We start from the raw sequence: 23790 nt of genomic DNA on the forward strand, positions 1-23790 counted from the left end.
TTTACTGCTGTAAAGACTCTAAGTGAGCAAAAAACTGCGGGTAAGAGACGGATACCGCGTCACGATTTTCAATAATTGTTTCCCCTTCTGCAATACAAGAGGCAACAGCAAGCATCATACCGATACGGTGATCTCCGTGGCTGTTTACATTTGCTCCGTGAAGTTTTGCACCTCCGTGAATAATCATTCCATCTTCCGTTGCTTCAATGTTAGCGCCCATTTTGGTTAACTCATTCACTACCGTATCAATACGGTTTGTTTCTTTGACTTTTAACTCTGCAGCATCTTTAATAACTGTAATCCCTTCTGCCTGCGTGGCAGCTAGTGCAATAATTGGGATTTCGTCAATTAGGCGTGGAATTAAGTGTCCGCCTACTTCCGTACCTTTTAAGTGAGAAGCTTCTACAACTAAATCTGCATAGGGTTCCGCTGTTTCTTTTGTTTCTTTGACTGTTTCGATTGAAGCGCCCATATCTGAAAGCACATCTAAAATACCCGTTCGAGTCGGATTCATTCCAACTTTTTGGATTTCAATGCGGCTGTTTGCAATAATAGCCCCCGCTACTAAAAAGAATGCAGCTGACGAAATATCACCAGGGACTTCTACATGCGTTCCTCTTAACGTTTGACCGCCTTCAATTGAAACGGTTAAGCCTTCTTCTTCGACTTTAACACCAAATGCCTCTAGCATACGTTCTGTATGATCACGTGATTTCGCCGGTTCCGTTACAGAAGTTATTCCTTCCGCCTGCAGTCCAGCAAGTAAAATAGCTGATTTTACTTGTGCGCTTGCAACGGGCGATGTATAGTGTATACCTTTTGCTTTCCCACCTCGAATAACAAGCGGTGTAAAATTAGCATCTTTTCGACCGTCTAAATGAATATTCATATCACGAAGCGGACCGGTCACACGCTTCATAGGGCGTTTGGCAATAGATTCGTCTCCAATCAATGTTGAATGAAAGGGTGTATTTGCTAAAATCCCCATCATGAGGCGAATCGTGGTGCCCGAATTGCCAACATCTAAAATATCAGATGGCTCTTTTAGAGCTTGTATCCCTTTTCCTTTCACTACCACGCTTTGTTCATCAATCATTTGAATATCTACACCTAGTTTTTGAAAGCAGGAAATAGTGCTAAGACAATCGTCACCTGGCAAAAACCCGTTAATCGTTGTTGTTCCTTCTGCAATCGAACCAAACATAACGGAACGGTGAGAAATAGATTTATCTCCTGGAATTTGAATCGTTCCTCGTAAAGCTTTTACTGTCACAATATGTCTCTCCTTTTATGCGTGAAGCGAATCACGAAATTCTTTGGCATCTGAAAAGTAATCAAATAATTCGTGACCGTCACCTTTTTCTACTAATAGTTTTACTTGTTCCATTTCTTTCATCCAGTCATCAAGCAATGTTAAAAGCATAGAACGGTTTTGTTTTAGTATATCTCTCCACATATGAGGATTGCTTGAAGCAATTCTCGTAATATCTCGAAAACCGCCTGCTGCCATTTCCGTGACAAGATGATTCTGTGCTGAATATCCTTTTACTTGTCTTACAAGACTGGTCGCAATCACATGAGGTAAATGACTGACAACTCCAGTGATTTGGTCATGAGTAGCTGCATCAAGCGGTACAAATTGTGCACCTGTAGGCTCTAGCAAATGCATAAGCGCATCTATTTTTTCTTTTTGCTCATTTTCAAACGGCGTTAAAATATAGCGCGCCGAACAAAATAAATCCGCTCGTGCATTGACTGCACCGCTCGTATGAGAACCAGCCATCGGATGTCCGCCAATAAATGAAATACGTTTCTTATTCAGCGCTTCGGCTGCTTTCATAATTTCACCTTTGGTACTTCCGACATCCGTTACGATAACCGTTTCTTTAAGCTTCCAAGTAGAAAGGTCGTGTATCCATGCTGTCGTGTACTCTACTGGAGTAGCAAGCACGATATAATCTGCTTGGGCTGCTTCTGTTTTTATATCTTCAGCTACATAATCAACGATACCTAGCTGGTTGGCTACTTGTACTTCATTTGTATTGATATCAGCTCCAACGACTGTGACGTGACGATGCTTCTTCATAGCTAGCGCTAATGATCCTCCAATAAGGCCGACGCCAATAAGTAATACACGTGTTTTCACCTTTCATTCTCCTCTATTCATTAAAATTGCTTTGCGTATTCTTCATGTTTTTTTACGTTTTCTTGAATTAACTGAATTCGATCTGCCCCAAATTGATCGATAATAGCAGATGCTAGTTCCCAAGCAATCACTGATTCTGCTACAACCGCTGCCGCCGGTACTGCACAGCTGTCTGAGCGTTCAATACTTGCAGCAAATGGCTCTTTTGTATCAATATCTACACTTTGCAGCGGCTTGTATAAGGTAGGAATAGGTTTCATGACGCCTCGCACAACAATCGGCATCCCTGTTGTCATGCCTCCTTCTAGACCTCCAGCATTGTTCGTTTTACGCGTATAGCCGTTTTGTTCATCCCATAGAATTTCATCATGGACTTCACTTCCCGGTCTGCGAGCTGCTTCAAAGCCTACGCCGATTTCAACGCCTTTAAACGCGTTAATGCTCATAATAGCAGCAGCTAGCTTTGAGTCTAACTTACGATCATAGTGCACGTAACTTCCCACTGCAGTAGGCATTCCTTCTACTACTACTTCCACTACGCCACCAATGCTGTCTCCATTTTCTTTTGCATCATCGATTGCTTTCATCATTTTCTGTCCCGCTTCTTCATCTAAGCAGCGAACAGGTGACGCTTCTGTTTTTTCCTGAAGTTCTGTCAGTGACTCATATGCCGTTTTTTCAGCTTTCACACCGCCGATTTCAAGCACGTGACATGCAATATTTACGCCTACAGCTTTTAGTACTTGTTTGGCAACTGCGCCTGTGGCTACTCGTACCGTCGTTTCACGAGCAGATGAACGTTCCAATACGTTTCGCATATCTCTGTGACCGTATTTAATCGCTCCATTTAAATCAGCATGACCTGGACGAGGTTTTGTAATTTGTCGCTTTACTTCTTCATCATGATCGACTGGATCAGCACCCATAATATTTCTCCAGTGAGTAAAATCTTTGTTTTCAACGACTAAAGCAATAGGTGAACCAAGCGTCTCACCGTGGCGAACCCCGCCTTTAATCTGAACTTGATCTTTTTCAATCTGCATGCGGCGTCCGCGCCCATGTCCCTTTTGTCTTCTTGCTAAATCTTCATTAATATGTTCGGCTGTCAATTCAAGCCCTGCCGGTACTCCTTCAATAATCGCTGTTAATTGAGGTCCGTGCGATTCTCCTGCTGTTAAATATCTCATATTATCGATTCCTTTCTGTTATAAAAATAAAAAAACTCGCCCCTACGCCATAGGGACGAGTTTTTCTCGCGATACCACCCTAGTTGCAAACATTGCTTGCCACCTCGAATTGTTAACGATCCGCTGACCGCTCTGTAAAAGAGTACTCAAAGAGTGTAATTCGCTCACATTTGTGTACTGACTTCCACCAACCGTCAGCTCTCTGAGACAGGGAAATGTTTGCTACTAGTTTCTTATCGCTGTATCACTATGAAATTAAGATAATTTTACTGCTGCACCTTTTAATTCTTCCATGAATTTGTGGAATTCAGGAATGTTCATTTGCTGTGCTGAATCTGATAGTGCTACTGCTGGGTCTGGATGAACTTCTGCCATTACAGCATCTGCGCCGATAGCAATCGCTGCTTTTGCACATGGTAATAATAAGTCTTTGCGTCCTGTTGAATGCGTTACGTCTACTACAACTGGTAAATGCGTTTCTTTTTTCAAGATTGGAACAGCTGAGATATCTAATGTGTTGCGTGTTGCACGCTCGTATGTGCGGATACCGCGTTCACAAAGAATAATGTTTCCATTTCCGCGAGACATAATGTATTCAGCAGCGTTAATGAATTCTTCAATTGTTGCTGCCAATCCACGTTTTAAAAGAATCGGTTTGTCTACAGAACCTGCAGCTTTTAATAGCTCGAAGTTTTGCATATTACGTGCACCAATTTGAATCACATCTACGTAGTCGAGAGCCGTTTCAATATCTTGAGGAGAAACAATTTCACTGATAATTGATAGGCCTAGTTCATCGCCTACTTGACGTAAGATTTTTAAGCCTTCCACTCCAAGACCTTGGAAATCGTAAGGTGATGTACGTGGTTTGAACGCTCCGCCGCGCATTAACGTAATACCTTGTTCTTTAAGCGCTAAGCCCACTTCTTTTACTTGTTCGTAGCTTTCTACTGCACATGGTCCCATTACAAATTCTAAGTTTCCAGGTCCTACTTTTGTACCGTTGATGTCAACGATTGTATCTTCAGATTTCTTTTTACGAGATACAAGAAGTGCTTTGCGGTGATCGTCTTCTTGAAGCTCTAAGCTTGCTTTGAAAATTTCTTTGAAAATATGCTGAATTGTTGAAGCTTCGAATGGTCCATTATGGTTAGCTAAGATTTGATCTAACGATTTACGTTCACGAACTGGATCAAAGCGATTCACACCTTGTGTACCTTTTACTTTTCCGATTTCTTGTGCGATTTCACCGCGTTTATTTAATAATTCTAAAATTTCTAAATTTATTTCGTCGATTTGTCCTCGTAATTGTTCTAGTGATTTTGTCATTTTAAAAATCCTCCTTTGATTTTATAACCTTGAACGGATCTTCTCGTTTAGTTTGTATTGAAAAATCCGTTTTACACCTACACAGCCGCTTATGCGGATATACAAAAAGTCCCTACTGATTGTATCAGTAGGGACGAATTGATCGCGGTACCACCCTAATTGCAAGCATTGCTTGCCTCTTCATTAAGATAACGGCTATTGCCGCTTTTGACTATTGCCAAAAGAAAGCTCCAAGAATGTAATTCGCAATCTCTTTTGTACTGATTCGCACCAACCATCAGCTCTCTGAATACAGGGAAGATTTTGCTACTATGCTCTTTTCATCGCTTGTAATGGATATAAAATTATAATGGGCCGAAATACAAAAAGTCCCTACTCACCCTTAAGATTTTTCTTAAGAGTCAGTAGGGACGAAAATTCGCGGTACCACCCTAGTTGCAAGCATTTTGCTTGCCTCTTCATTAAAATAACGGCTAGGCCGTCTTTTCCTACTCGGAAAAGATGCTCAAGGAATGTACTTCGAAAAAATTTGTGTTCTGACTCGCAGCAACCGTCAGCTCTCTGTTACAGGGAAATTTTTTCTACTAGTGCTCCTATCAACGCTCAGTATTGACTATGTATGTGTACTTGGATAATCAGTTCCGATCGTTTGAAACTGTTTGTCGCTTCCAAGTTGTGTGTAATGTTGTGTGATGTTGATTTGTATTATGAATGGTTTTTTTATCTTCGTCAACACTTTTTATTAATTTTTTTTATTTTTCAAAAACCATAGCTCCTTCAAACCCATATCTATCAAGAGTTTTGCTGCTCTAATTTTTTTCAAACTTATATTCCATTTCAGATTCATATTCAATAAATCCATGTTTTTGATACAAGCTTTTTCCAGCGGAAGAAGTATTTAACCATATTCGATTTACACCATTTTTTTGGCAGTACTGCATCAAATGCTTTAAAATAGCTGAAGAACAGCCGTGCTTTCGGTGATTAAAAGCTGTATACATGTTCATAATATATGCTTCTTTTCCTTGGAGGTTACTCGGTGAAGGCGGACGTATAAAAAAGACGATGCTTCCTGCTGATACAATTTCTCCATCCGCTTTTAAAATAGCCGTATAGCTATGTGGATTATTTATATTTGCAGTAAAATATTCTTCTGTAGCTTTTCGAAACAGCTCCTCATTCCCGTTTAATTCTCCCAATTCTTTCATGAGCAACATTCGCAGTTTAACCAAATCCTGAACGTTTTCTAGCGCTGCTTTTTCAACCATGACTTCCCCTCTTTTCGTCTCTTTTACACAAAAAAACTCTCATCCTTCGAGAGCCTCATTTAAGCAAGAAAAACAGCTCCGTATACGAGTGCTCCGACAATAACGAACGCTGGATGCACGCGCAATTTTTCCAATAATAGAAAACTGGCTGCTACTAAAAATAAAGTTTGCCATATACCTGAATCACCGTATGAATTCATAAAAAATTCATATGCCATCAAGCCAAGTAAAATGGCGATAACGGGACGAATGTAGTTCGTCATTTTCTTAACATTTGGCGAATCTTTATACTTAAATAATATTCGAAGTAAAATAACTAAAAGTAAAACCGATGGAGCAATCGTTGCAAAAAGAGCAACCACCGAGCCTAAAATCCCTGCCTGCTGATATCCGATAAACCCCGCCATTTTTGTTGCAATCGGACCAGGCAGCGCATTTCCAATTGCCAGCATTTCACTAAACTCTTTGACCGTAAGCCAATGATAGTGATCCACGACTTCTTTTTGAATAAGCGGAATCGACGCAGGTCCGCCTCCATAGCCTAAAATATTTGAAACAAAAAACGCCATAAATAGCTGAATATAAATCATACCGATTCCCTCTTTTGCTTGTGTTCAGCACTTTCACCTTTTTTTCCTTTTCGTTTTAGCGGAATCCAAGCTGCTGCCATAAGAACAATAATAATGACCGCTGGATGGATATGGGCAAATTCCATTAGCCCTAAACTAATAATCAGTAAGATAATAGCTGGCGTCCACCCTAGACCAGACGTTGATTTTTTAAAAAAGTCCCACGTCATAACCGCGAGCATAACTCCTACTACAGGAACAACTGCTTTGGTCATGCCCATAACCCACGGCTGATCTTTAAATTGCGTTAAAGTTGTTAACAGCAATACCATTAAAAAAACGGTTGGAATAACGGCTGCAAATAAAGCTGTCCCGAGACCCAAAATACCGCCGACTCGATAGCCGATGTATCCAGCCAGCTTTGTAGCAATAGGCCCAGGCAGCGTATTGGCGATTGCTAATAAATCGCCAAATTCATCGTCATCCATCCATTTGTACGTATCGACCACTTCTTTTTTTACAAGTGGAATAGCTGAAGGTCCGCCTCCGTAGCCGAGCATACCTGAGCGAAAAAACGCTATAAAAATATCCAATTGTCGCATTTCTCGCACTCCTTTCTCTGTGATCTAATAAGCAACGACAGCTCCGTCTGTTCGCGCTTCTGTGCCGCCGTATAATACACCGGTTTGTTCGTCTCTTAAAATGATCTGCCCTCTTCCAAACGTATGTCTGCTCGTAGCCACATGAATATCATGCCCTTTGCGTTCTAATGCTTCTACAATATGTGAAGGCATTTCTTTTTCCACAAGAACCTTTTTATGTTCAATCCACTGCATCTTGGTGCATCTAAAGCTGCCTGAGGATTTAGATGGAAATCGATCATATTCATGACGACTTGCACATGTCCTTGAGGCTGCATGAATTTGCCCATTACACCGAATGGACCTACAGCACTTTTATTCTTTGTTAAAAATCCAGGAATAATGGTATGATAGGTTCGTTTTCCTGGTTCTAATCGGTTATGGTGCTGTGGATCTAACGAAAAATTATGCCCGCGGTTTTGCAGGCATATGCCCGTATTAGGTACGACAAGTCCTGAGCCAAAATCCATGTAATTACTTTGAATGAATGATACCATGTTTCCTTCTCCATCAGCTGTCGCTAAATAGATCGTGCCGCTATGAGACGGCTGTCCGGCTTCAGGAATAAGCGCTTTTTCACCAATCAGCCCTCTGCGCTTGTTTGCATAAGAATCATTCAACAAATCTTCAACTGCTACTGTCATTTTATCAGCATCCGTAATGAATTTTTGTCCATCTGCAAACGCTAGCTTCATGGCTTCAATTTGCTTGTGATATGTATCGACAGAATCTTTGGCATCGAAAGAGAAGCCTTTTAGCGTATTTAAAGCTAAAAGTGCAATAAGGCCTTGGCCGTTAGGCGGAATTTCCCACACATCATATCCTCGGTAAGAAGTTGAAATTGGCTTCACCCACTCTGCTTTAAAAGCTGCTAAATCTTCTTTTGCTAAAAATCCGCCGTATTTTTTCGAAAAAGCTGCTATTTTATCAGCTAAATCCCCTCTGTAAAAAGATTCTCCATTCGTTTCGGCAATTTCAAGCAGCGTAGCAGCATGGTCCGGTGATCGCCACACTTCCCCTACTTTAGGAGCTGATCCATTGTTGGTAAACGTCTCAAACCAGTGCTTATATTCGTCACCTTTTAATGCGTGTGTAAATCGTTCAAACGCTCGTTCCCAATTGTACCCTAAAATCGGGGAGATTGGGAACCCTTCTTGTGCATACGAAATAGCAGGCTGCAGCACTTCTTTTAACGATAACCGGCCAAAGCGTTTTGACAGCTCCACCCACGCGCTGGGGGCACCTGGGACCGTAACAGGAACAAAACCGCGAGCCGGCATCTCTTTTATCCCCATGGCACGCAGAGCCTCAATAGAGATAGAAGCAGGAGCAGGACCGCTCGCGTTGAGTCCATATAGCTCTTCATTTATCCACACGAGAGCAAATGCGTCTCCGCCAATTCCATTTGACGTGGGCTCTACAACCGTTAAACAAGCTGCCGAGGCAATAGCAGCATCTACCGCATTGCCTCCTTTTTTCAACATTTCAAGACCCGCCTGAGCGGCAAGAGGCTGACTAGTTGCTACCATTCCGTTTTTTCCAAACGTACACGTACGCTGCGATGCATAGGGGTGTGTAAAAAAGTATTCGCTCATAGAAAATCTTCTCTTTTCTTTATATGATGAATAAAACGAATCTTTACAGACTAGACAGCGCTACTTCTTCCTCGTAAACTTCTAATGCTGCTTGTAAAGCAGAACCTGCATTCACGCTTGCCCCGTTTCGAATAAGCACTGCTTCAAGACCAGCCAATGTAAAGAGAACGTTGTCTTTTCGACAGCTGTATCCCATTGTACCGATACGCCATATTTTTCCGTGCATTGGCCCAAAAGAACTTGCAATTTCAATCCCAAATTGTTCAAGAAGCGTAGAACGAACTTCCTCTCCGTCAATACCTAGGGGAATTAAAACACAAGTAACGGTTGGAACTTTTGAATCCTCATCTCCGAATAAAGATAATCCCATTGCTTTAATACCGGCTACAAGTGCTTTTTCATGGAGGCGATGCCTTGCAAATCTTTCCTCTAATCCTTCTTCTAAAATAACGCGCAGCCCTTCTCTTAAAGCATAGAGCATGGACGTTGCTTCCGTGTGATGATTTAATCTACGCTCACTCCAATAGTCTTGAAGCTGACTCAAATCAAAATAGTTGCTGATAATATTCGGACGCAGACGAACAGTTTGAGCATCTGCTTTTGTCGCAATTCCTTTTTCAACTTTTTTACGTTCCATGATAATTTTTTCAATACGATCATTGTACGTAATAGGTGCCATGCCGGACGGAACAGATAAACACTTTTGTGTGCCTGCAATCAATGCGTCAATGTTCCACTCATCTACTTTTACATCCGTACCGCCAATAGTGGCTACTGCGTCGACGATAAATAAAACATCTTGGTTGCGGCATGCAGCACCAATTTCTTTAAGCCGCTGCATTCTTCCTGTAGACGTTTCACCATGAACCATTGCAACAATTTTCGGATTTACTTTTTTTATTTCACGAATAACTGTTTCAGGGTCAAACACTTCTCCCCATTCGCATTCAATGTTGTGTACATCAGCTCCGTAGCGCTCGGCAATTTCCGTTAATAAATAGCCGAAGCGGCCGAAAATAGGGACGAACACTTTATCGCCAGGCTCAATTGCACTTGCAAGAACGGCTTCAATCCCAGCTCTAGACGTTCCATCAACGGGAAAAGCCCATTTGTTTTTGGTTTGAAATAGTTCACGAAGCATTTCCATCGTCTCGTTCATAATGTGCGTAAATGCGGGGTCAAACTGACCTAAAATAGGTGTTCCTAATGCTCTTAATACGCGGGGATCTGCTTCTACGGGTCCGGGTGTCATAATCGTACGCGGCGGTGTATGAAGCTGTTTTGTTATAGTCATGTCAAATTCCTCCTAGTAGGCAAGTTTATATAATAGTTCTATTAAGACCTTTACTCCTTTTTCTAACTGTTCTCCTTTGGTGAATTCCTTTGGGGAATGGCTGATTCCATCTTGGCTCGGTACGAATAACAAACATGTGGGAACTCTTCGTCCGAATACCTGCGAGTCGTGTCCTGCACCGCTTACTAATTCTCGGGAGGAGATATTCTTTTCCGAGGAAATAATTTTGGAAAGTTCAGATAATTCTTCACTCATGGCGACAGGTTTTTCATCCATCCAGCAGTCGATATTGACATCTAAATCCCCTGATGTTCGCTTTATAATTTCCTTCATTTCTCGTTCTGTCTCTTGTAAAACCTCATATTCATGATGTCTTATATCAACCGTGAATTCTACATATCCTGGTATTACATTCGGTGCATTTGGAGAAAGTGTAATTTTGCCAACCGTTACGTATAAAGCGTTATGATATTTTTCGCTCAATTCAATAAATGCTTTAGCAAGTTTGCAGCTCGCATAAAATGCATCTTTTCTGATGTTCATCGGGGTTGTGCCCGCATGGTTACTTTCACCTTTAACAGATACTGTAAATCGTTTCTGCCCGACGATACTAGAAACAATTCCGATATCGCAACGAGACATTTCAAGCTGCTTTCCTTGTTCGATATGCAGTTCAATAAAAGAAGCGATGTCCGTGCGGTATGGCTCGCTGTGGAGGCCTTTTCCGAAATTGAGCTGTTTCATTGCGTCATCCAGCTTAACCCCTTCTTTATTTATAACATGTTTTGCATCACTTTTGCTGTGTAATCCATTCATATTGCCTGATCCCCAATACGTAAGAGGAAATCTGCTGCCTTCTTCTTCACAAAGTGATACGACCTCTAAGGTTTTTGTAGGGGAGCCGTAATGTGCATATAGGTACTGTAGAGCAATGATACCTGCCACAACACCAAACGCCCCGTCATACTTTCCTCCGTTTATCACGGTATCGATATGGGATCCTGTTAAAATAACTTGTTGTTCTGAACCCGTTCCTTGCAACCGTCCAAATAAATTTCCTACATCATCGTAATATGTTTTGAGGTGAAGTCCCTTCATTTTTTCTTCCAATGCCTTTTGAGCTGCATTCCACTGTTCCGTATATAAAAGCCTCGTGACCCCTTCTTTTTCATCTAACCCAAACTGTGACAACCAGCTAACGTTTTCTTCGATTTGCTGACAAAGCTTAGATTTTCCCGTCATATCTGCAACCATTGCTATCCCTCCTGCTATCTTCATTTTAAGAAAATGACTGATTGTTTTCATTAACACTTTCTACAATGATTTAGTGTTTTTTTAGCTATTATCACTAAATATACAAAGTCTTATATGCGTCACTTTTTCTAACATTATATGTTATTTACTTTATCTTACAGGATTGAATATACTTCTTCATTAACAATTTATACATTTTTTTCTGAAAATTTTATTTATTTTAACTAAACTTTCTTATAAAATAAAAGATAGATAAAAATACGCGCAGGGAAATGTGAGAATTTTTAACAAAAGGAGTAATAAATAATGGAACTACAAACTCTTTTACGCATTCCAATTTATGAAAAAGCATCTGTAGTAGCCGGGCAAAAAGGAGTCACCCGCAAAGTACATAACGTCAATATGATGGATGCACCCGATATTTTATCTTTTTTAAAAGAAGGAGAGTTTTTAATTACAACGGGTTATCACTTCAAAGAACATGAAGAAAGCTTAGCAAAACTTGTAGAAGGAATGGCTAAAAAGAAATGTGCAGGATTGGCCATAAAAACGAAGCGCTTTTTCGAACACGTGCCTGCTTCTATTTGTCAGCTAGCTGATGAACTTCACTTTCCGATCATTGATTTCCAAACGGACGAAACGTTAGGCGCAGTTATTAACGAATCTCTCAGCTTTATTTTAGATAAAAAAACAGCCGAGCTTCAGCAAGCGATGGTCACACATCAGCTATTTTCCTCGTACATCTTACAAGGAAAAGGCATTGAGAAAATTATGCAATCTATTCAAACGTTATGCAATGCTCACGTTGCCCTTTTTGATACCCATGGCCATGAACTCTTTTATACAAACAAACGCGAACCCTTTTCACTCCCGATGGAAGAAGCGATAGCGGGCGCTAAGCAGCTGTTTTTACGAACGGTAAAATATACAACCTTTTCCTTTTTACACACCAAAAAAACCGTTACGCTTTTTCCGATTGCTACTCATACAAGAAAATACAGTTATTTACTTATTGAACACCAAGTTTCTTTATCCGATTCAGCGCTCCTAACGATTGAACAAGCGACAAACGTTTTATCCTTCGAAATGATGAGACAGCAGGCTTTGTATGAAGCTGAACGGCGACGAAAAAACGATTTTTTCAATCAGCTTGTTAACAATTATTATAAAACGCTTGAAGATGCTTCCTTTCAAGCACAGATGATGGGCTTATCAGCAGGAAACAGCTATATTTGCGCCGTCGGGAAAATCCACTCTACATTCACGCCTTACAGCGATGATGATATGATCTATGAGCTCCTTCAATATGAGTTATCAACAGGTCATACAGAGGCCGTTTTGTTTTTCTATGACAATCTTTATATTCTTTTGTTTACACCTCATTCTCAACCTATGATTATAGAATGCTTGCATCGCTTGCAGGAAGCTGTTTACCGTCACTACGACAAGCGAATGTCATTTGGAGTTGGAAACCAAAGCCAATCCCTACTTACAATCGCTGACTCATATAAAGAAGCTGTTGAAGCTCTTGAAACCATCCATTTTAAAGATCAGTCGAAGCTTATTCAATTTTATCAGCCAAAACAGTTTAAAGAACTGCTGAGGTTGCTTCCAGCAAACGATTTACAGGATTACTATTCTCAAACATTAGAAGGTTTGCTGCAGTACGATAAGAAAGATCGCTCCATCTTACTTGACACGCTTGAAACATATCTAAATTCCAATTGCCAAATCTCAGAGACTGCTAAGCAGTTATTCGTTCATCGGAACACGGTGATCTATCGAATTGAAAAATGCGAAGAGTTATTAAAAAGACCTATTCACACGTCAGAGGAAACCCTTCGGCTGCGCGTAGCTTTTCAAATTTTTTCTCTTGTGCATGCTAATTAAGTATAAATACAATAAAAAACGCCTGAGTGGATACTCAAGCGTTTTTTATTGTATTGCATATTCTTTATTTCGCTTTTAATTTAGACTGGACGGATTGTAATTTCCCAGCCATCGTATGATTTTCTTTATCACGGCGATCATCAATTCGTAAATTTGTACATACGCGCTGAATACCATTTTCAAAAGGCACTTCATGCATCTCTTGAACAATGTTTAGCAGCGTGCTTAATTCCCCTTCAATCAATGTATTCATAGGGGTTAATTGATATGTAATTTCATCTTCATGCTTGGCCAACACTTTTTGAATATCAGCTACGTACTGACTCACGCTTGGCGTTTCCGTACCTACCGGAATAATGGTTACATCTACAATAGCCATGTTATACACTCCTTTTATTTGTTCCCTAGTTATCATACCAAATCGCGCAAAAATTTCCTACTTTTACGTTTATAGTGTATAGAAAAAAGGAATAGTTCTACAACTACTCCTTTTTGTTACACTCTTATAGGTAACGCTTTGCTCCTAAGTAACGTTTTGACCAGTAAGAGTTGCTTAGTGATGTGATTGTCACGCCTGTTGAAGAACCTGCATGCATGAATTGACCGTTTCCGATATAAATGCCAGCATGACTAGCTCCTGGTTGGTACGTTTCAAAGAAAACGATATCGCCAGGCTGAGGTGAACTTACACGCGTACCAGTTTGATAGATGCTAGCAACTGTACGAGGAAGACTTACACCTACTGCATTGCGATATACATAGTTAAGGTAACCACTGCAATCAAATCCTCCAGGCGCAGCTCCACCCCAAACATAAGGTGTTCCCATAAAACGTTTACCGTATGAAATAACTTTTGAAGCTGAGCTTGAGCTTGTGCTGCTTCCTGTTGATGTTGAAGGTTTTGAGCTGCTAGAGCTGCTTGAATTTAATTTATTCAGCGTATCTGGACCCGCTTCTCCGTCTACTAATAAACCATTTGCACGTTGAAATGATTTTACTGCACTTGTTGTAATTGAGCCAAAGTAGCCTGTTACACCAGCTGAGAAGTAACCTTTATTTTTTAGTTTTTGCTGAAGGCTGCTTACTGCTGAACCTTTCATACCTTGACGTAAAATAGTTGAGCTGCTAGAGCTAGAACCACCAGTTGAAGCGCTAGAACCGCCATTTTTTAACTTGCTTAACGTAGCCGGACCCGCAATTCCGTCCACAGACAGTCCGTTTGCACGTTGAAATGCCATTACTGCATTTTTTGTAATTGAACCGAAGTATTGAGTCGTAGTTCCTTTAAAATAGCCTTTATTCTTTAGCTGCTGCTGTAAAGATTGTACATTTGGTCCAGTTGAACCAACGCGCAGCAATGAACTTGAGCTAATTGATGAACTTGATGAGCTTCCTAGCAGCTTATTAAATGTAGATGGACCTGCAATGCCATCTGCAGATAAACCATTTGCACGCTGAAACGACTTTACTGCGCTAGTCGTGATTGAACCGTAATAGTTTGTTGTTGTACCGTATGTAAAATAACCTTTGTTTTTTAATTTTTGCTGTAATTCTTTCACATCTGAATTACTTGTTCCTGGGTGCAGCGTAGCATCTCCTAAAGCAGCTTCACTAATTGTAGGTACTACTGTTAAAGATCCACATAACGCTAACGAATATATCAACTTTTTCATAAAAAAAGGTTCCTCCAATGCCATAATCTACTAATCTATAAGACGTTTACATTGTAACAACACATTATTACAAAATAACATCACTAATATTACATTTATGTTACAGGAAACGACAGTAGCGCAGCTGTATGGTGTATATTGTCGTAGTTTATTGTCGTTTAACACTTAATAAGTTCGACAAAAAAGCTAATATATTCCAATATTATTCCTTTTCCTACACTAATAATAGGTAAAAAATCACCCGTAACATTATCTTTATATTTCAAAAAAAACAATTTATTTTTTTTTGAAATGTGAAACTTTTTTAAAATTTATTCGTTTAGCGAATTTGTTTCCCTCTCTAGTAAAACAGCTTTTCTTCTAAAAATTTATATTATTTCCATATTAATGAATAAAAAAGCAAGGGCTGAAAAAAATAGTCTTGTTATGTTGGAAACAAGGAGGATTATTTTATGAGCCATAAAGGCATTCATGGTACAAATGTTAGCGGATCAGGTGACTCGGAAGACAAACGCTATGCAGCCGGAGAAAACGAGCAGACGCTTACGACGCGTCAAGGTCACCCCATTCGTGATAACCAAAATTCTCGAACGGTAGGCAACAGAGGCCCTGCTACTCTTGAAAATTACCAGCTGATTGAAAAACTTTCGCATTTTGATCGTGAACGTATACCGGAACGTGTTGTTCATGCCCGGGGAACGGGAGCTCACGGGTATTTTGAAACGTACGGAAAGCTTGGTGACGAGCCCGTTGAAAAATACACCCGCGCAAAAGTTTTTTCAGGAGCAGGCAAACAGACGCCCGTTTTTGTCAGATTTTCTACCGTAACTCATGGAAAGGACTCTCCAGAAACAATGCGAGACCCAAGGGGATTTGCTGTAAAGTTCTACACAGAAGACGGAAACTGGGACTTAGTAGGAAATAACCTTAAAATATTTTTTATCCGCGATGCTATTAAATTCCCTGATTTGATTCATGCTTTTAAGCCCGATCCTGTGACAAACCGTCAAGATACCGAGCGTATTTTTGATTTTATTTCTCACACCCCTGAGGCTATGCATATGATTACTTTTTTATTTTCACCTTGGGGCATACCTGCTAACTATCGGCAAATGCAAGGTTCCGGTGTTAATACATATAAGTGGGTAAACAAAGATGGCGATGCGTTTCTTGTGAAATACCATTGGGAACCAAAACAAGGAATTAAAAATTTGACCCAAAAGCAAGCAGAAGAAATTCAAGCTAAAAATATTAGTCACGCCACTCAAGACTTGTATGAAGCGATTGAGAGCGGTAACTACCCCGAGTGGGAACTTTGTATACAAATCATGGAAGATGGAGAGCATCCCGAACTGGATTTTGATCCGCTTGATGACACGAAAATTTGGCCGGAAGACCAATTTCCATTTCTCCCAGTAGGTAAAATGGTCCTAGATAAAAATCCAAGCAACGTATTTGCTGAAACGGAGCAAGTCGCATTTGGTACGGGTGTACTTGTAGACGGGCTAGATTTTTCTGATGATAAAATGCTGCAAGGAAGAACGTTTTCTTATTCCGACACGCAGCGTCACCGGGTGGGAACAAACTACTTGCAGCTGCCTATTAACGCGCCGAAAAAACATGTAGCAACAAATCAACGCGATGGTCAAATGGCCTATCATGTAGATGCTGCTCCAGGTCAGAATCCGCATGTGAATTATGAGCCTTCTTCTCTTGGAGGTCTTCAAGAAGCGCATGACCATCCAAAACCTCATCAGCCTTATGTTGAAGGAAATATAAAAAAAGAAAAAATTGATCGTACAAATGACTTTAAGCAAGCTGGTGAACGCTATCATTTACTAGAGGACTGGGAACGTGATGAGCTTATTCAAAATTTAGTAGACGGCTTAAAATGTTGTCACCATACCGTTCAAACAAAGATGATTGAGCTTTTAACTCAATGTGATTTTGACTACGGCAATCGCGTAGCAAATGGCATTGGTCTTCTGATGCATGATGATGGTTCTCTAGAAATTGAAATGGGAGCAGAAATGACTCCTACATACGGGAAATTGCCAAAAGAAGGCGGTTCACCGTTAGGAAGTAACAAAGCTGCTGATGCGGTAGAAGAAGCTAATGAAAAAGGACACGATGCTCATCCTTATTAACAAAAAAACATCCTGCAGCGACAGCAGGATGTTTTTTGGGTTAAACGCTTATGACCAAGTAACGGCAAACACGTGGTAGTCATTTTTTAACTGTGGCGCATCAATGGGTGTCCCGTGCTGATATCCTTGTTTCACTCTTTTAGGATGTAAGGGTTGAACCCATTCTTTCACTTGCTGTTTTGTACCATTTGCTAAAATATATACACAATCAGAAAATGCCCCGTCATTGTTTGGACTATCAACTTTTAGTACTTCCACTAACACATCTTGGACACACGTTTTTCTCTGAATACACATAAGCGTATGGTAGATAATATCAGCGGACACATCGTTATTTAAACGAAAGCCCACCTTTTTTTGTTCAAAAAAAGACGAGAATGAGACGATTGGTAATGTCTTTTTTTGTTCATACGCTTGAGATAAAATCTTGACAAGAACTTCTCCGCTCAAGATGATCCCTCTTTCTAAAAAACGCTTCATCACAACATATGTGAGCATTGATTATGCTCATAGGATAATATATTATCATAGTTTAATTCTGTGGTGTTAGTCTTTTTTGGGGTTTTTACACTGGGAATTATACCCGCCTATTTCTTGCGTTTCCCTGACGTTCTCGCTACTAGCAACAGAATTATTAATAAAATGAATACCCCTGCCCCTACAAACATATCATACAAGAAATCAAGCATCATACTCCTCCTCTTCCTTCAAAAAAACGCTGTTAAAACCAAGCGTTTTAACAGCGTTTTTTTGTTAGATAAAGCCTAGCATATTAATAAATACAATGATAATTAAAACAGGTGCGATATATCGAATGGCAAGAAGCCATAAAGAGAACCAGCGCTTCACATTCGTTGAACCGTGCTTAAATTCTTCAATTAGCACATCTTTTTTCATTTTCCAAGGAACAAAGATGGCAATTAAAAGAGCTCCGAGTGGCATAAGGATATTACTTACAAGAAAATCGAAAGCGTCAAAGATACTTTTTCCAAAGATCGATACGTCACTTAATAAACCATATGATAGCGCTGAAGGTATTCCTACCACGAAGATTAGCAAGCCCGAAATCCAAGATAGCTTTATACGCTTATGCTGCTCTCCTTTGGCTAAAGAAGCAACAATAATTTCTAACATCGAAAACGCAGATGTCAAAGTGGCAAATAAAAACAGCGCCAAAAAGAAAGTTTGAAACACAATTCCGAACGGAAGCTGTTCAAAAATAGAAGGCAATACAATGAATAAAAGACCTGGTCCTTCCGTCGGTTTTACACCCATTGAAAAGACCGCAGGGAAAATTGCCAGTCCTGCTAGTAAAGAAATCAAAATATTTAACGCTGAAATTGAAATAGCCGATTTTGGCAAGTTTTGCTGCTTAGATAGATACGAACTGTACGTAACCATAACTGAAACGCCTACGCTAAGGGAAAAGAATGCTTGTCCCATCGCAAACAAAATGGTTTGGGATGTAAGCTTTGAAAAATCTGGATACAAAAAGAAAGATACGCCTTCCATTGCCCCTTCTAATGTTAAAGAACGAATAATGATAATAATAAATAAAATAAAGAGAGCAGGCATTAAAATTTTGTTTGCTTTTTCAATACCATTTTGAATGCCTCTTGCGACTACAACAATTGTTAAAAGAAGAAAAACAAATTGAGAGATAACAGCACGTGTTGGATTAGCAATGGTCGAGTTAAATAAACTCCCGTAGTTACTTACTCCATTCAGCTGACCCGTGACGCTTGCAAAAATATATTGCAAAATCCAGCCTCCTACTACACTATAGAAGGATAATAAAATAAAGCATGTAATCACGCCTAAATACCCGATTGCTTTCCATAGGGAACCGGGAGCAACTGCATCATATGCACGAATTGCTTCTTTTTGTGTATGTCTACCTAGTACAAATTCAGCAAGTAAAAGCGGCAAACCAATAATTGCTGTAAACAAGATAAACAGTAAAAAGAAGGCCCCTCCTCCGCTTGTTCCGGCTACATAAGGCAGTTTCCAAATGGCTCCGATTCCAATTGCAGAACCGGCAGATGCCAAGATAAAGCCGAGTTTTGATGTCCATTGTTCGTTTTGACTCATTTTTTCTCACCATTTTTCTTTATTTATTCTGATTTGTCATACTATAGCACACAACCCTTCTGTCGAAAAGGGTTTTTGTTGTTTTAACCCTCATCATGTGTTATGAATAGTATGTAGGTTTCATGATTTATTTTCGTAACTAAAAAAAGTTTGACAGTTAGAGGTACAAAAAATGACAAATCAGCAAGTAATACAGCAACAATTTTTAGATAAGTTCCTTGACTTTATCTTAGTAAAATGTCCAAACTGCGAACTATGTGCGCGAGTTGTAAAACTGGATAAAAAATTGAGCGGGTCAACGCACTCATGCACGTGTCCTCACTGCGGTTATCTAGACGTAACCAACGCTGATAGCCAAGGACCGTTAGAACTTTCTGAAGCAGTAGATCCTTTTTTTCAGCTTCCGCTTTACTTAGAAACGATATGCCCTGAACGTCGACTTTGGGCTTATAACTTAGATCACCTTCAGTATATAGAATCTTATATTGAAGTTAAAACATGCGGGGCTTGTTTCGACGAGCTGTCGGTTGAACATTCATTGCCAGATTGGGTAATTCATAAGCAAGAAGAAGCATTAAGCGAAATTCAACGTTTAAAAGATACCGTCTTTTGCACATTCAAATGAAGATAGAAAAGAAACGTTGCCGAAGAGGCAACGTTTCTTTTTTTACGAAGAACTTTCTTCGGTAAGTTTTCTTCGATAGTCTCCGGCCTTATCGAACTCTTTTGCGGTGCCGACGAAAAAGTAGGTTACCGTATGATTTTTGTTACCTTGAGTCGTTCCATGAATCATCTTCCCCTGCTTCAATTGCTTTCGCTCTCCATTCTTATTTACATAGAAATATTTATTTCTTGCCCAGCCGCCGCCGCTTAAAAGCGTTTTGGTTTTCCCGACTCCCTGGTCATTTACTTTAAATACAGTGTAGTCTCCTTCTGTCTTGCTGGGGTTTCCGTTATCTTTATCATATTCGACCATAACCCATCCTTTGTACCCTTCTGGTATAAGGAAAATGCTCGGTTGAGACGTTTCATCTGGGCGTCCACATCCAGCTGCGATTACAATCAATAAGCACAAAATAAGCCACCTTTTCACTTTTTCCAACTCCTTTCTTAATAAAAGACGTGCCTCTATACTGCTTTTAGTTTTTGTTGAAGGTGAGATTATATTCTTTTTGCATCCCTCAATTTTTTCCAGTTCACCCAGTCAAATATGCTATATTTACGTATTGTTTGTCACACACTATTAGCAGGCGTTTACAATTTACATGGGAGGATAACAAAAATGAGCTATGTTTTTTTATTTATTTTGCTCTTTGTCATTCCGCTTTACACACAGCAAAAAATTGTTCGTGCCGACCGTGAAAATACACGTACATTATTACTAAGTGAACACGAGCAATCTGGACATAAAAAAAGCGATTCCCCGTAAAACAGGAATCGCCTTCTTTTAATATGTTAAGCTTCCGGCTACAATAAGGCCGACGGCAACCGACGCTGCAAAAAGAGTTACTCCAACCGCTATATTTCCTTCTTCTACTTTTTTGGCTAGGCTCGTTTTAGGCGTCATGATAAATTCAATAATCCAATATGCTACTACTTGAGTAATGATACCTACTACTCCCCAAAGAGTTGCATCTACTAAATTTAAGCTGTTGCTCCATACAGTAAAAATGACAATAGCAAGCCCAATTCCTTTTCCCCATAACTTCAAAGCGACCGCCACATTGCCTTTTTTTATGAGTTCACGGTCATTAAATTTTGTTGTTAATTCAAATACCATAACTCCGATAAATAATAACCCTAACCCTACCGCTACGTGAGATAAAAAACTCCCTATACTAGCCCAATCAATCCATTGTGTCATTTTTATTCCCCTTTTCATTTTAATCCAATCGGCAAATAATACGATTCGTTATCCGTAATTTGATTTCCAGCTCGTATTCCTACTGCGCTTGCTTTTCCATTTAATAAAAAGCACCCGTACATGATATGAGCCTCTATTGTTTGCGTTTGAGTCTTCATCGTTGCAGTTGGCAAAGGAATAAACTGTTGATACACAGCCGTGTATTCTTGATATGTCTTATGCTGATCTTCGTCTATTTTGATACCGTCTTCATTATAAATTTCAACGGTATCTCCCTCACGACCAAAGGATGGTTTCTTCACAAACGCTTGTTTTCTTCCAATAAATGTATCTTCTTCTAAATACGTTGGTAAAAAGTATGTTTCAATGATGTGATGCTCTTCTTTAGTGAAGAAAGGATGATGTTGTTCATGCAAAGCCCAAATGAGTGCTTGCACGGCTTTGGACTGTAGCAAAAATGCAGAAGGCGGATTGATTATGGCTACTTGTTTTTGCTGTGCTAATGTTAAAAGCATGTGTCCGACTTTTTCATGCGTACTCGGATCTTCATCTTCAATTAAATGTTCAAGCGGATAAGTTTGGCGATAGAGTACGTCTATTTTTTGTCCATATTGATCATACACGCCCGCTTCTATATGTTCACCTTCTTCCACTGTAGAGGAAGGGACAATTCGAAGCTGCGATAATGGAACGTATGTAGCATCTACATCGGCTAGCTTCATTAAATAAAGAGTCGTTAACTTATCTTCTTCATGCGTATCGTGTGAAGAAAAAACGACGTTTGGATAGTTCGTTCTATCGAGCTCGTTATAAGCTTCAAAAATGGCGTGTTTTAATGCTAAAGCAAGCTTTTTTTCTTCAAGCTTATTAGGGTTTTGTACTTGAAAATGCCGACAGACTAATTCATTTACATGAAATAATTCTTTAATGAACGTAGGCGTATCCGCATTTAGTTCTAAAAGCTTGATTTGATCAGTCGTAACAGCAAAATCAAGGCGCGAAATCACACTTTCTGTTTCCATCGTTTTCAGTCGTAGGTACGGGAGGGTGTCTTTTGGAAATCCTAAAGAAAAAAGCGTCTGATCATCTAACGAACGAAGTAAAGGTGCAGTTTTAAAAAATAATTCACCAATTTGATTTGCAGCTTCTTTAATAGAATCAATGATATGAGAAGACTCTGTATGTACGTCATAAAGAGCATACTCTGTTCCGTATAAATCGTGCCAAAAATCTTCAATTTCTTTATAAAACATTTCTCGCTTTTCTTTATGCATTACCCGCCAAAACCGCCTTTAGAGCCGCTCCCAATTCCAGATTTATACGAGCTGCTTGATTTAAATGATTTATAGGCCGATGATGAGGTCAACTGTTTTTTAGAGCCGTAGTAGCGGCCTCCGTGATAATATGAGCCGCTGTGCGAAGAAGAAGAATCTGAACAGTAGTACGTTTGGGTATCTTCATCCCACTTCCACTTGTCACACGATTTATCTTTCGGTTTAGCTGGTCTTGCCTGATCAGTTGAACCACAGGCAACGAGCGATGTCATTAAAGCTGTGGTCAAAACCCCGGCCATCATTTTTTTTGTTTTTGACATTACGCCTTCTCCCCCTCATACGTTACGCCTGTTTTTGTTACATATAAACTGTACACGCTGCGATCTTCATCAATTTCCGCAGAGTCTCTTTCCCATTCCCATCCATTGTAGTATGTATAAACTGTTCCGATATAGCTCAATACGTCCAAATGCGTATAAAATGAAGAGACGAATAAAATCGGATGTCCTCGAAGAGAATTCAGTTCGCGTACTTCTAACGTAATCTCTCTGTTATCGTCTTCTGCTTGCTCTTTCGGCCCATGTTCATGTTCTTTTACATAAATAATATGTATATCATCTTCGACTGCAGATGAAGTTTGTTTATACGTTACTCCTTCTTTAACAAAAAATTCGCATTCTCTTCTTGCTAAAATTTGTTCAAGTTCAATAGATTGATAGTGATAAATAGATACAAACGTATCATCAGGCTTTAGCAGTCGGTATTCTAACTTCCCCATTGTGCAACTCCTTTTGTGACTTTTTTGTGAACGTTCTTTAATAAATACGCACAGATTTTCAAAAAGTTTCAATTTTTCTCATATTAAAAGGCTTAGCTTTAAATAAGCTAAACCTTTATTTTTTTATCACATCTGTCACAACTTCATAACCGCCTGTGTATGGGTCGAATACATATTCAAGCATGCCGTTTCCACGATTGACTTTAAATAGATAACGGTATTTTTTAGGGCTGTCTTTTGCTGGATATACGTATTTTCCTTTTTGGAACTGACTTAGTAAGAGCTGTTCTCTTTGCGCAAGCATTTTTTTTGCTTCATTATAACCATACAGCGGGAGATTTTTGGCATAGAGAACCGGTACGAATACAAGCACAACGACTGAAATCGTAATAAGCCCTTGTTTGAACCACCGCATAAATCTCTTTGGATTTCGCGAAAGTAACATCGTGATGACAATTACTATTAACAAAGGAACAATATATACTTGAACATACGGAATGTTTGCAAATACAGGTCGATTAATCAATAAGACAATTACTTCGATAGCTGCTACTAATACTAAAATAAAATAGACCACTTACTCTTCACACCTCGACGATTCAATGAATTTTATATGTGTTAGAAAGTATTCCCACTCATGAATGAACTCGTCTATTGTATCATAAGACGCAAAAAAAATATCTACGCTTCTCTATTTTACGGAATTCAGATAATAAAAGAGATTGAGACATTAGGAAATCACCCCACTCTAAAGACGAACAAATGGGATAATGCGCTAATAGGGATCCCT

The 23790-nt window shown here is 39.6% G+C and carries 22 protein-coding genes, 2 pseudogenes and 3 other annotated features; of the genes and pseudogenes, 4 read left to right on the plus strand and 20 right to left on the minus strand.

Annotated features, from left to right (window positions below):
* Nucleotide 1: 1 nt before the first annotated feature.
* The 10 genes and pseudogenes from aroA to allC form a co-directional block, all read right to left on the minus strand.
* A complete protein-coding gene (gene aroA, locus ACFX4W_RS19795) occupies nt 2-1273 on the minus strand; it encodes a 3-phosphoshikimate 1-carboxyvinyltransferase (protein ID WP_043981502.1) in 1272 nt (423 codons plus the stop codon).
* Between the two features lie 15 nt (nt 1274-1288).
* Entirely contained in the window at nt 1289-2146 is an 858-nt protein-coding gene (locus tag ACFX4W_RS19800) for a prephenate dehydrogenase (protein WP_013057696.1), read from the minus strand.
* Between the two features lie 20 nt (nt 2147-2166).
* On the minus strand, nt 2167-3333 hold the full coding sequence (aroC, locus tag ACFX4W_RS19805; RefSeq protein WP_013057697.1) for a chorismate synthase: 1167 nt from the start codon (nt 3331-3333) through the stop codon (nt 2167-2169).
* A 48-nt stretch (nt 3334-3381) separates the two neighbouring features.
* Nucleotides 3382-3582: a binding site (T-box leader), on the minus strand.
* 6 nt (nt 3583-3588) lie between these two features.
* Complete coding sequence (locus ACFX4W_RS19810; protein ID WP_013057698.1) at nt 3589-4662, minus strand: bifunctional 3-deoxy-7-phosphoheptulonate synthase/chorismate mutase; 1074 nt, start codon at nt 4660-4662, stop codon at nt 3589-3591.
* 126 nt (nt 4663-4788) lie between these two features.
* Nucleotides 4789-4995, minus strand: a binding site (T-box leader).
* A gap of 70 nt (nt 4996-5065) precedes the next feature.
* Nucleotides 5066-5271 (minus strand) — a binding site (T-box leader).
* A 200-nt stretch (nt 5272-5471) separates the two neighbouring features.
* On the minus strand, nt 5472-5930 hold the full coding sequence (locus ACFX4W_RS19815) for a GNAT family N-acetyltransferase (protein WP_043981501.1): 459 nt from the start codon (nt 5928-5930) through the stop codon (nt 5472-5474).
* A gap of 59 nt (nt 5931-5989) precedes the next feature.
* Entirely contained in the window at nt 5990-6520 is a 531-nt protein-coding gene (locus tag ACFX4W_RS19820; protein WP_013083789.1) for a chromate transporter, read from the minus strand.
* Nucleotides 6517-7101 carry a chromate transporter gene (locus tag ACFX4W_RS19825; RefSeq protein WP_013057701.1) on the minus strand — a complete coding sequence of 195 codons (585 nt, stop codon included), beginning with the start codon at nt 7099-7101 and terminating at the stop codon, nt 6517-6519. The genes ACFX4W_RS19820 and ACFX4W_RS19825 overlap by 4 nt, the downstream gene beginning before the upstream one ends.
* Nucleotides 7102-7125: 24 nt before the next feature.
* Nucleotides 7126-8735, minus strand: a pseudogene (locus ACFX4W_RS19830) (gamma-glutamyltransferase family protein).
* A 43-nt stretch (nt 8736-8778) separates the two neighbouring features.
* On the minus strand, nt 8779-10029 hold the full coding sequence (locus tag ACFX4W_RS19835; RefSeq protein ID WP_043981499.1) for a pyridoxal-phosphate-dependent aminotransferase family protein: 1251 nt from the start codon (nt 10027-10029) through the stop codon (nt 8779-8781).
* Nucleotides 10030-10041: 12 nt separating this feature from the next.
* Nucleotides 10042-11283 (minus strand): allantoate deiminase, encoded by a 1242-nt coding sequence (gene allC, locus ACFX4W_RS19840; RefSeq protein ID WP_237074430.1) that lies wholly within the window; start codon nt 11281-11283, stop codon nt 10042-10044.
* Between the two features lie 306 nt (nt 11284-11589).
* Between allC and ACFX4W_RS19845 the strand changes: the two genes are divergently transcribed.
* Entirely contained in the window at nt 11590-13173 is a 1584-nt protein-coding gene (locus tag ACFX4W_RS19845; protein ID WP_043981497.1) for a PucR family transcriptional regulator, read from the plus strand.
* Nucleotides 13174-13237: 64 nt separating this feature from the next.
* On the opposite strand, the gene ACFX4W_RS19850 is transcribed toward ACFX4W_RS19845, so the two are convergent.
* Together ACFX4W_RS19850 and ACFX4W_RS19855 are read right to left on the minus strand one after the other, a co-directional pair.
* Nucleotides 13238-13552 (minus strand): MTH1187 family thiamine-binding protein, encoded by a 315-nt coding sequence (locus tag ACFX4W_RS19850; RefSeq protein ID WP_013083795.1) that lies wholly within the window; start codon nt 13550-13552, stop codon nt 13238-13240.
* A 124-nt stretch (nt 13553-13676) separates the two neighbouring features.
* On the minus strand, nt 13677-14846 hold the full coding sequence (locus ACFX4W_RS19855) for a C40 family peptidase (RefSeq protein ID WP_043981496.1): 1170 nt from the start codon (nt 14844-14846) through the stop codon (nt 13677-13679).
* A gap of 452 nt (nt 14847-15298) precedes the next feature.
* Here ACFX4W_RS19855 and ACFX4W_RS19860 point away from each other — a divergent pair.
* Nucleotides 15299-16823 (plus strand): annotated as a pseudogene (locus ACFX4W_RS19860) (catalase); the annotation flags it as partial.
* 218 nt (nt 16824-17041) lie between these two features.
* Here the strand turns inward: ACFX4W_RS19860 and ACFX4W_RS19865 are convergent.
* Both ACFX4W_RS19865 and ACFX4W_RS19870 read right to left on the minus strand, forming a co-directional pair.
* Complete coding sequence (locus ACFX4W_RS19865; RefSeq protein ID WP_013057709.1) at nt 17042-17443, minus strand: hypothetical protein; 402 nt, start codon at nt 17441-17443, stop codon at nt 17042-17044.
* Between the two features lie 303 nt (nt 17444-17746).
* Nucleotides 17747-19084 (minus strand): sodium-dependent transporter, encoded by a 1338-nt coding sequence (locus tag ACFX4W_RS19870; protein ID WP_043981494.1) that lies wholly within the window; start codon nt 19082-19084, stop codon nt 17747-17749.
* A gap of 172 nt (nt 19085-19256) precedes the next feature.
* Between ACFX4W_RS19870 and ACFX4W_RS19875 the strand changes: the two genes are divergently transcribed.
* Nucleotides 19257-19709, plus strand: a complete 453-nt coding sequence (locus tag ACFX4W_RS19875) for a hypothetical protein (RefSeq protein WP_013083800.1) — start codon at nt 19257-19259, stop codon at nt 19707-19709.
* 42 nt (nt 19710-19751) lie between these two features.
* Here ACFX4W_RS19875 and ACFX4W_RS19880 read toward each other — a convergent pair whose 3' ends face one another.
* Complete coding sequence (locus ACFX4W_RS19880) at nt 19752-20177, minus strand: DUF6843 domain-containing protein (protein ID WP_025751186.1); 426 nt, start codon at nt 20175-20177, stop codon at nt 19752-19754.
* A gap of 189 nt (nt 20178-20366) precedes the next feature.
* Here ACFX4W_RS19880 and ACFX4W_RS19885 point away from each other — a divergent pair, with 189 nt between their 5' ends.
* Nucleotides 20367-20513, plus strand: coding sequence for a hypothetical protein (locus ACFX4W_RS19885; protein ID WP_016764718.1), 147 nt, complete (start codon nt 20367-20369; stop codon nt 20511-20513).
* 18 nt (nt 20514-20531) lie between these two features.
* Here ACFX4W_RS19885 and ACFX4W_RS19890 read toward each other — a convergent pair whose 3' ends face one another.
* From ACFX4W_RS19890 to ACFX4W_RS19910, 5 genes are all read right to left on the minus strand, one after another.
* Nucleotides 20532-20948: a DUF350 domain-containing protein gene (locus ACFX4W_RS19890; RefSeq protein ID WP_013083802.1), complete on the minus strand. Its 417-nt coding sequence runs from the start codon at nt 20946-20948 to the stop codon at nt 20532-20534.
* Nucleotides 20949-20962: 14 nt separating this feature from the next.
* The gene (locus ACFX4W_RS19895; RefSeq protein WP_043981493.1) at nt 20963-22222 is read right to left on the minus strand and encodes a glutathionylspermidine synthase family protein; all 1260 of its coding nucleotides are present in this window, start codon (nt 22220-22222) and stop codon (nt 20963-20965) included.
* A complete protein-coding gene (locus ACFX4W_RS19900; protein WP_013057715.1) occupies nt 22222-22542 on the minus strand; it encodes a hypothetical protein in 321 nt (106 codons plus the stop codon). The genes ACFX4W_RS19895 and ACFX4W_RS19900 overlap by 1 nt, the downstream gene beginning before the upstream one ends.
* The gene (locus tag ACFX4W_RS19905) at nt 22542-23000 is read right to left on the minus strand and encodes a hypothetical protein (RefSeq protein WP_322552227.1); all 459 of its coding nucleotides are present in this window, start codon (nt 22998-23000) and stop codon (nt 22542-22544) included. The genes ACFX4W_RS19900 and ACFX4W_RS19905 overlap by 1 nt, the downstream gene beginning before the upstream one ends.
* Before the next feature lie 115 nt (nt 23001-23115).
* Nucleotides 23116-23577: a hypothetical protein gene (locus ACFX4W_RS19910; protein WP_013083806.1), complete on the minus strand. Its 462-nt coding sequence runs from the start codon at nt 23575-23577 to the stop codon at nt 23116-23118.
* Nucleotides 23578-23790 lie beyond the last annotated feature (213 nt).

It is taken from the genome of Priestia sp. YIM B13489, from assembly GCF_042787645.1.
In the GTDB taxonomy this organism is placed as follows: Bacteria; Bacillota; Bacilli; order Bacillales; family Bacillaceae_H; genus Priestia; species Priestia megaterium.

What these genes read in the sequence shown, in the direction of transcription:
- ACFX4W_RS19825 (WP_013057701.1), bottom strand. Translation starts at nt 7,101, where the DNA reads ATGCGACAATTGGATATTTTTATAGCGTTTTTTCGCTCAGGTATGCTC.
- ACFX4W_RS19870 (WP_043981494.1), bottom strand. Translation starts at nt 19,084, where the DNA reads ATGAGTCAAAACGAACAATGGACATCAAAACTCGGCTTTATCTTGGCA.
- ACFX4W_RS19845 (WP_043981497.1), top strand. Translation starts at nt 11,590, where the DNA reads ATGGAACTACAAACTCTTTTACGCATTCCAATTTATGAAAAAGCATCT.
- ACFX4W_RS19885 (WP_016764718.1), top strand. Translation starts at nt 20,367, where the DNA reads ATGAGCTATGTTTTTTTATTTATTTTGCTCTTTGTCATTCCGCTTTAC.
- ACFX4W_RS19815 (WP_043981501.1), bottom strand. Translation starts at nt 5,930, where the DNA reads ATGGTTGAAAAAGCAGCGCTAGAAAACGTTCAGGATTTGGTTAAACTG.
- ACFX4W_RS19895 (WP_043981493.1), bottom strand. Translation starts at nt 22,222, where the DNA reads ATGCATAAAGAAAAGCGAGAAATGTTTTATAAAGAAATTGAAGATTTT.
- ACFX4W_RS19890 (WP_013083802.1), bottom strand. Translation starts at nt 20,948, where the DNA reads ATGACACAATGGATTGATTGGGCTAGTATAGGGAGTTTTTTATCTCAC.
- ACFX4W_RS19905 (WP_322552227.1), bottom strand. Translation starts at nt 23,000, where the DNA reads ATGGGGAAGTTAGAATACCGACTGCTAAAGCCTGATGATACGTTTGTA.
- ACFX4W_RS19820 (WP_013083789.1), bottom strand. Translation starts at nt 6,520, where the DNA reads ATGATTTATATTCAGCTATTTATGGCGTTTTTTGTTTCAAATATTTTA.
- ACFX4W_RS19875 (WP_013083800.1), top strand. Translation starts at nt 19,257, where the DNA reads ATGACAAATCAGCAAGTAATACAGCAACAATTTTTAGATAAGTTCCTT.
- ACFX4W_RS19810 (WP_013057698.1), bottom strand. Translation starts at nt 4,662, where the DNA reads ATGACAAAATCACTAGAACAATTACGAGGACAAATCGACGAAATAAAT.
- ACFX4W_RS19855 (WP_043981496.1), bottom strand. Translation starts at nt 14,846, where the DNA reads ATGAAAAAGTTGATATATTCGTTAGCGTTATGTGGATCTTTAACAGTA.
- aroC (WP_013057697.1), bottom strand. Translation starts at nt 3,333, where the DNA reads ATGAGATATTTAACAGCAGGAGAATCGCACGGACCTCAATTAACAGCG.
- ACFX4W_RS19835 (WP_043981499.1), bottom strand. Translation starts at nt 10,029, where the DNA reads ATGACTATAACAAAACAGCTTCATACACCGCCGCGTACGATTATGACA.
- allC (WP_237074430.1), bottom strand. Translation starts at nt 11,283, where the DNA reads ATGGTTGCAGATATGACGGGAAAATCTAAGCTTTGTCAGCAAATCGAA.
- ACFX4W_RS19900 (WP_013057715.1), bottom strand. Translation starts at nt 22,542, where the DNA reads ATGTCAAAAACAAAAAAAATGATGGCCGGGGTTTTGACCACAGCTTTA.
- ACFX4W_RS19850 (WP_013083795.1), bottom strand. Translation starts at nt 13,552, where the DNA reads ATGGCTATTGTAGATGTAACCATTATTCCGGTAGGTACGGAAACGCCA.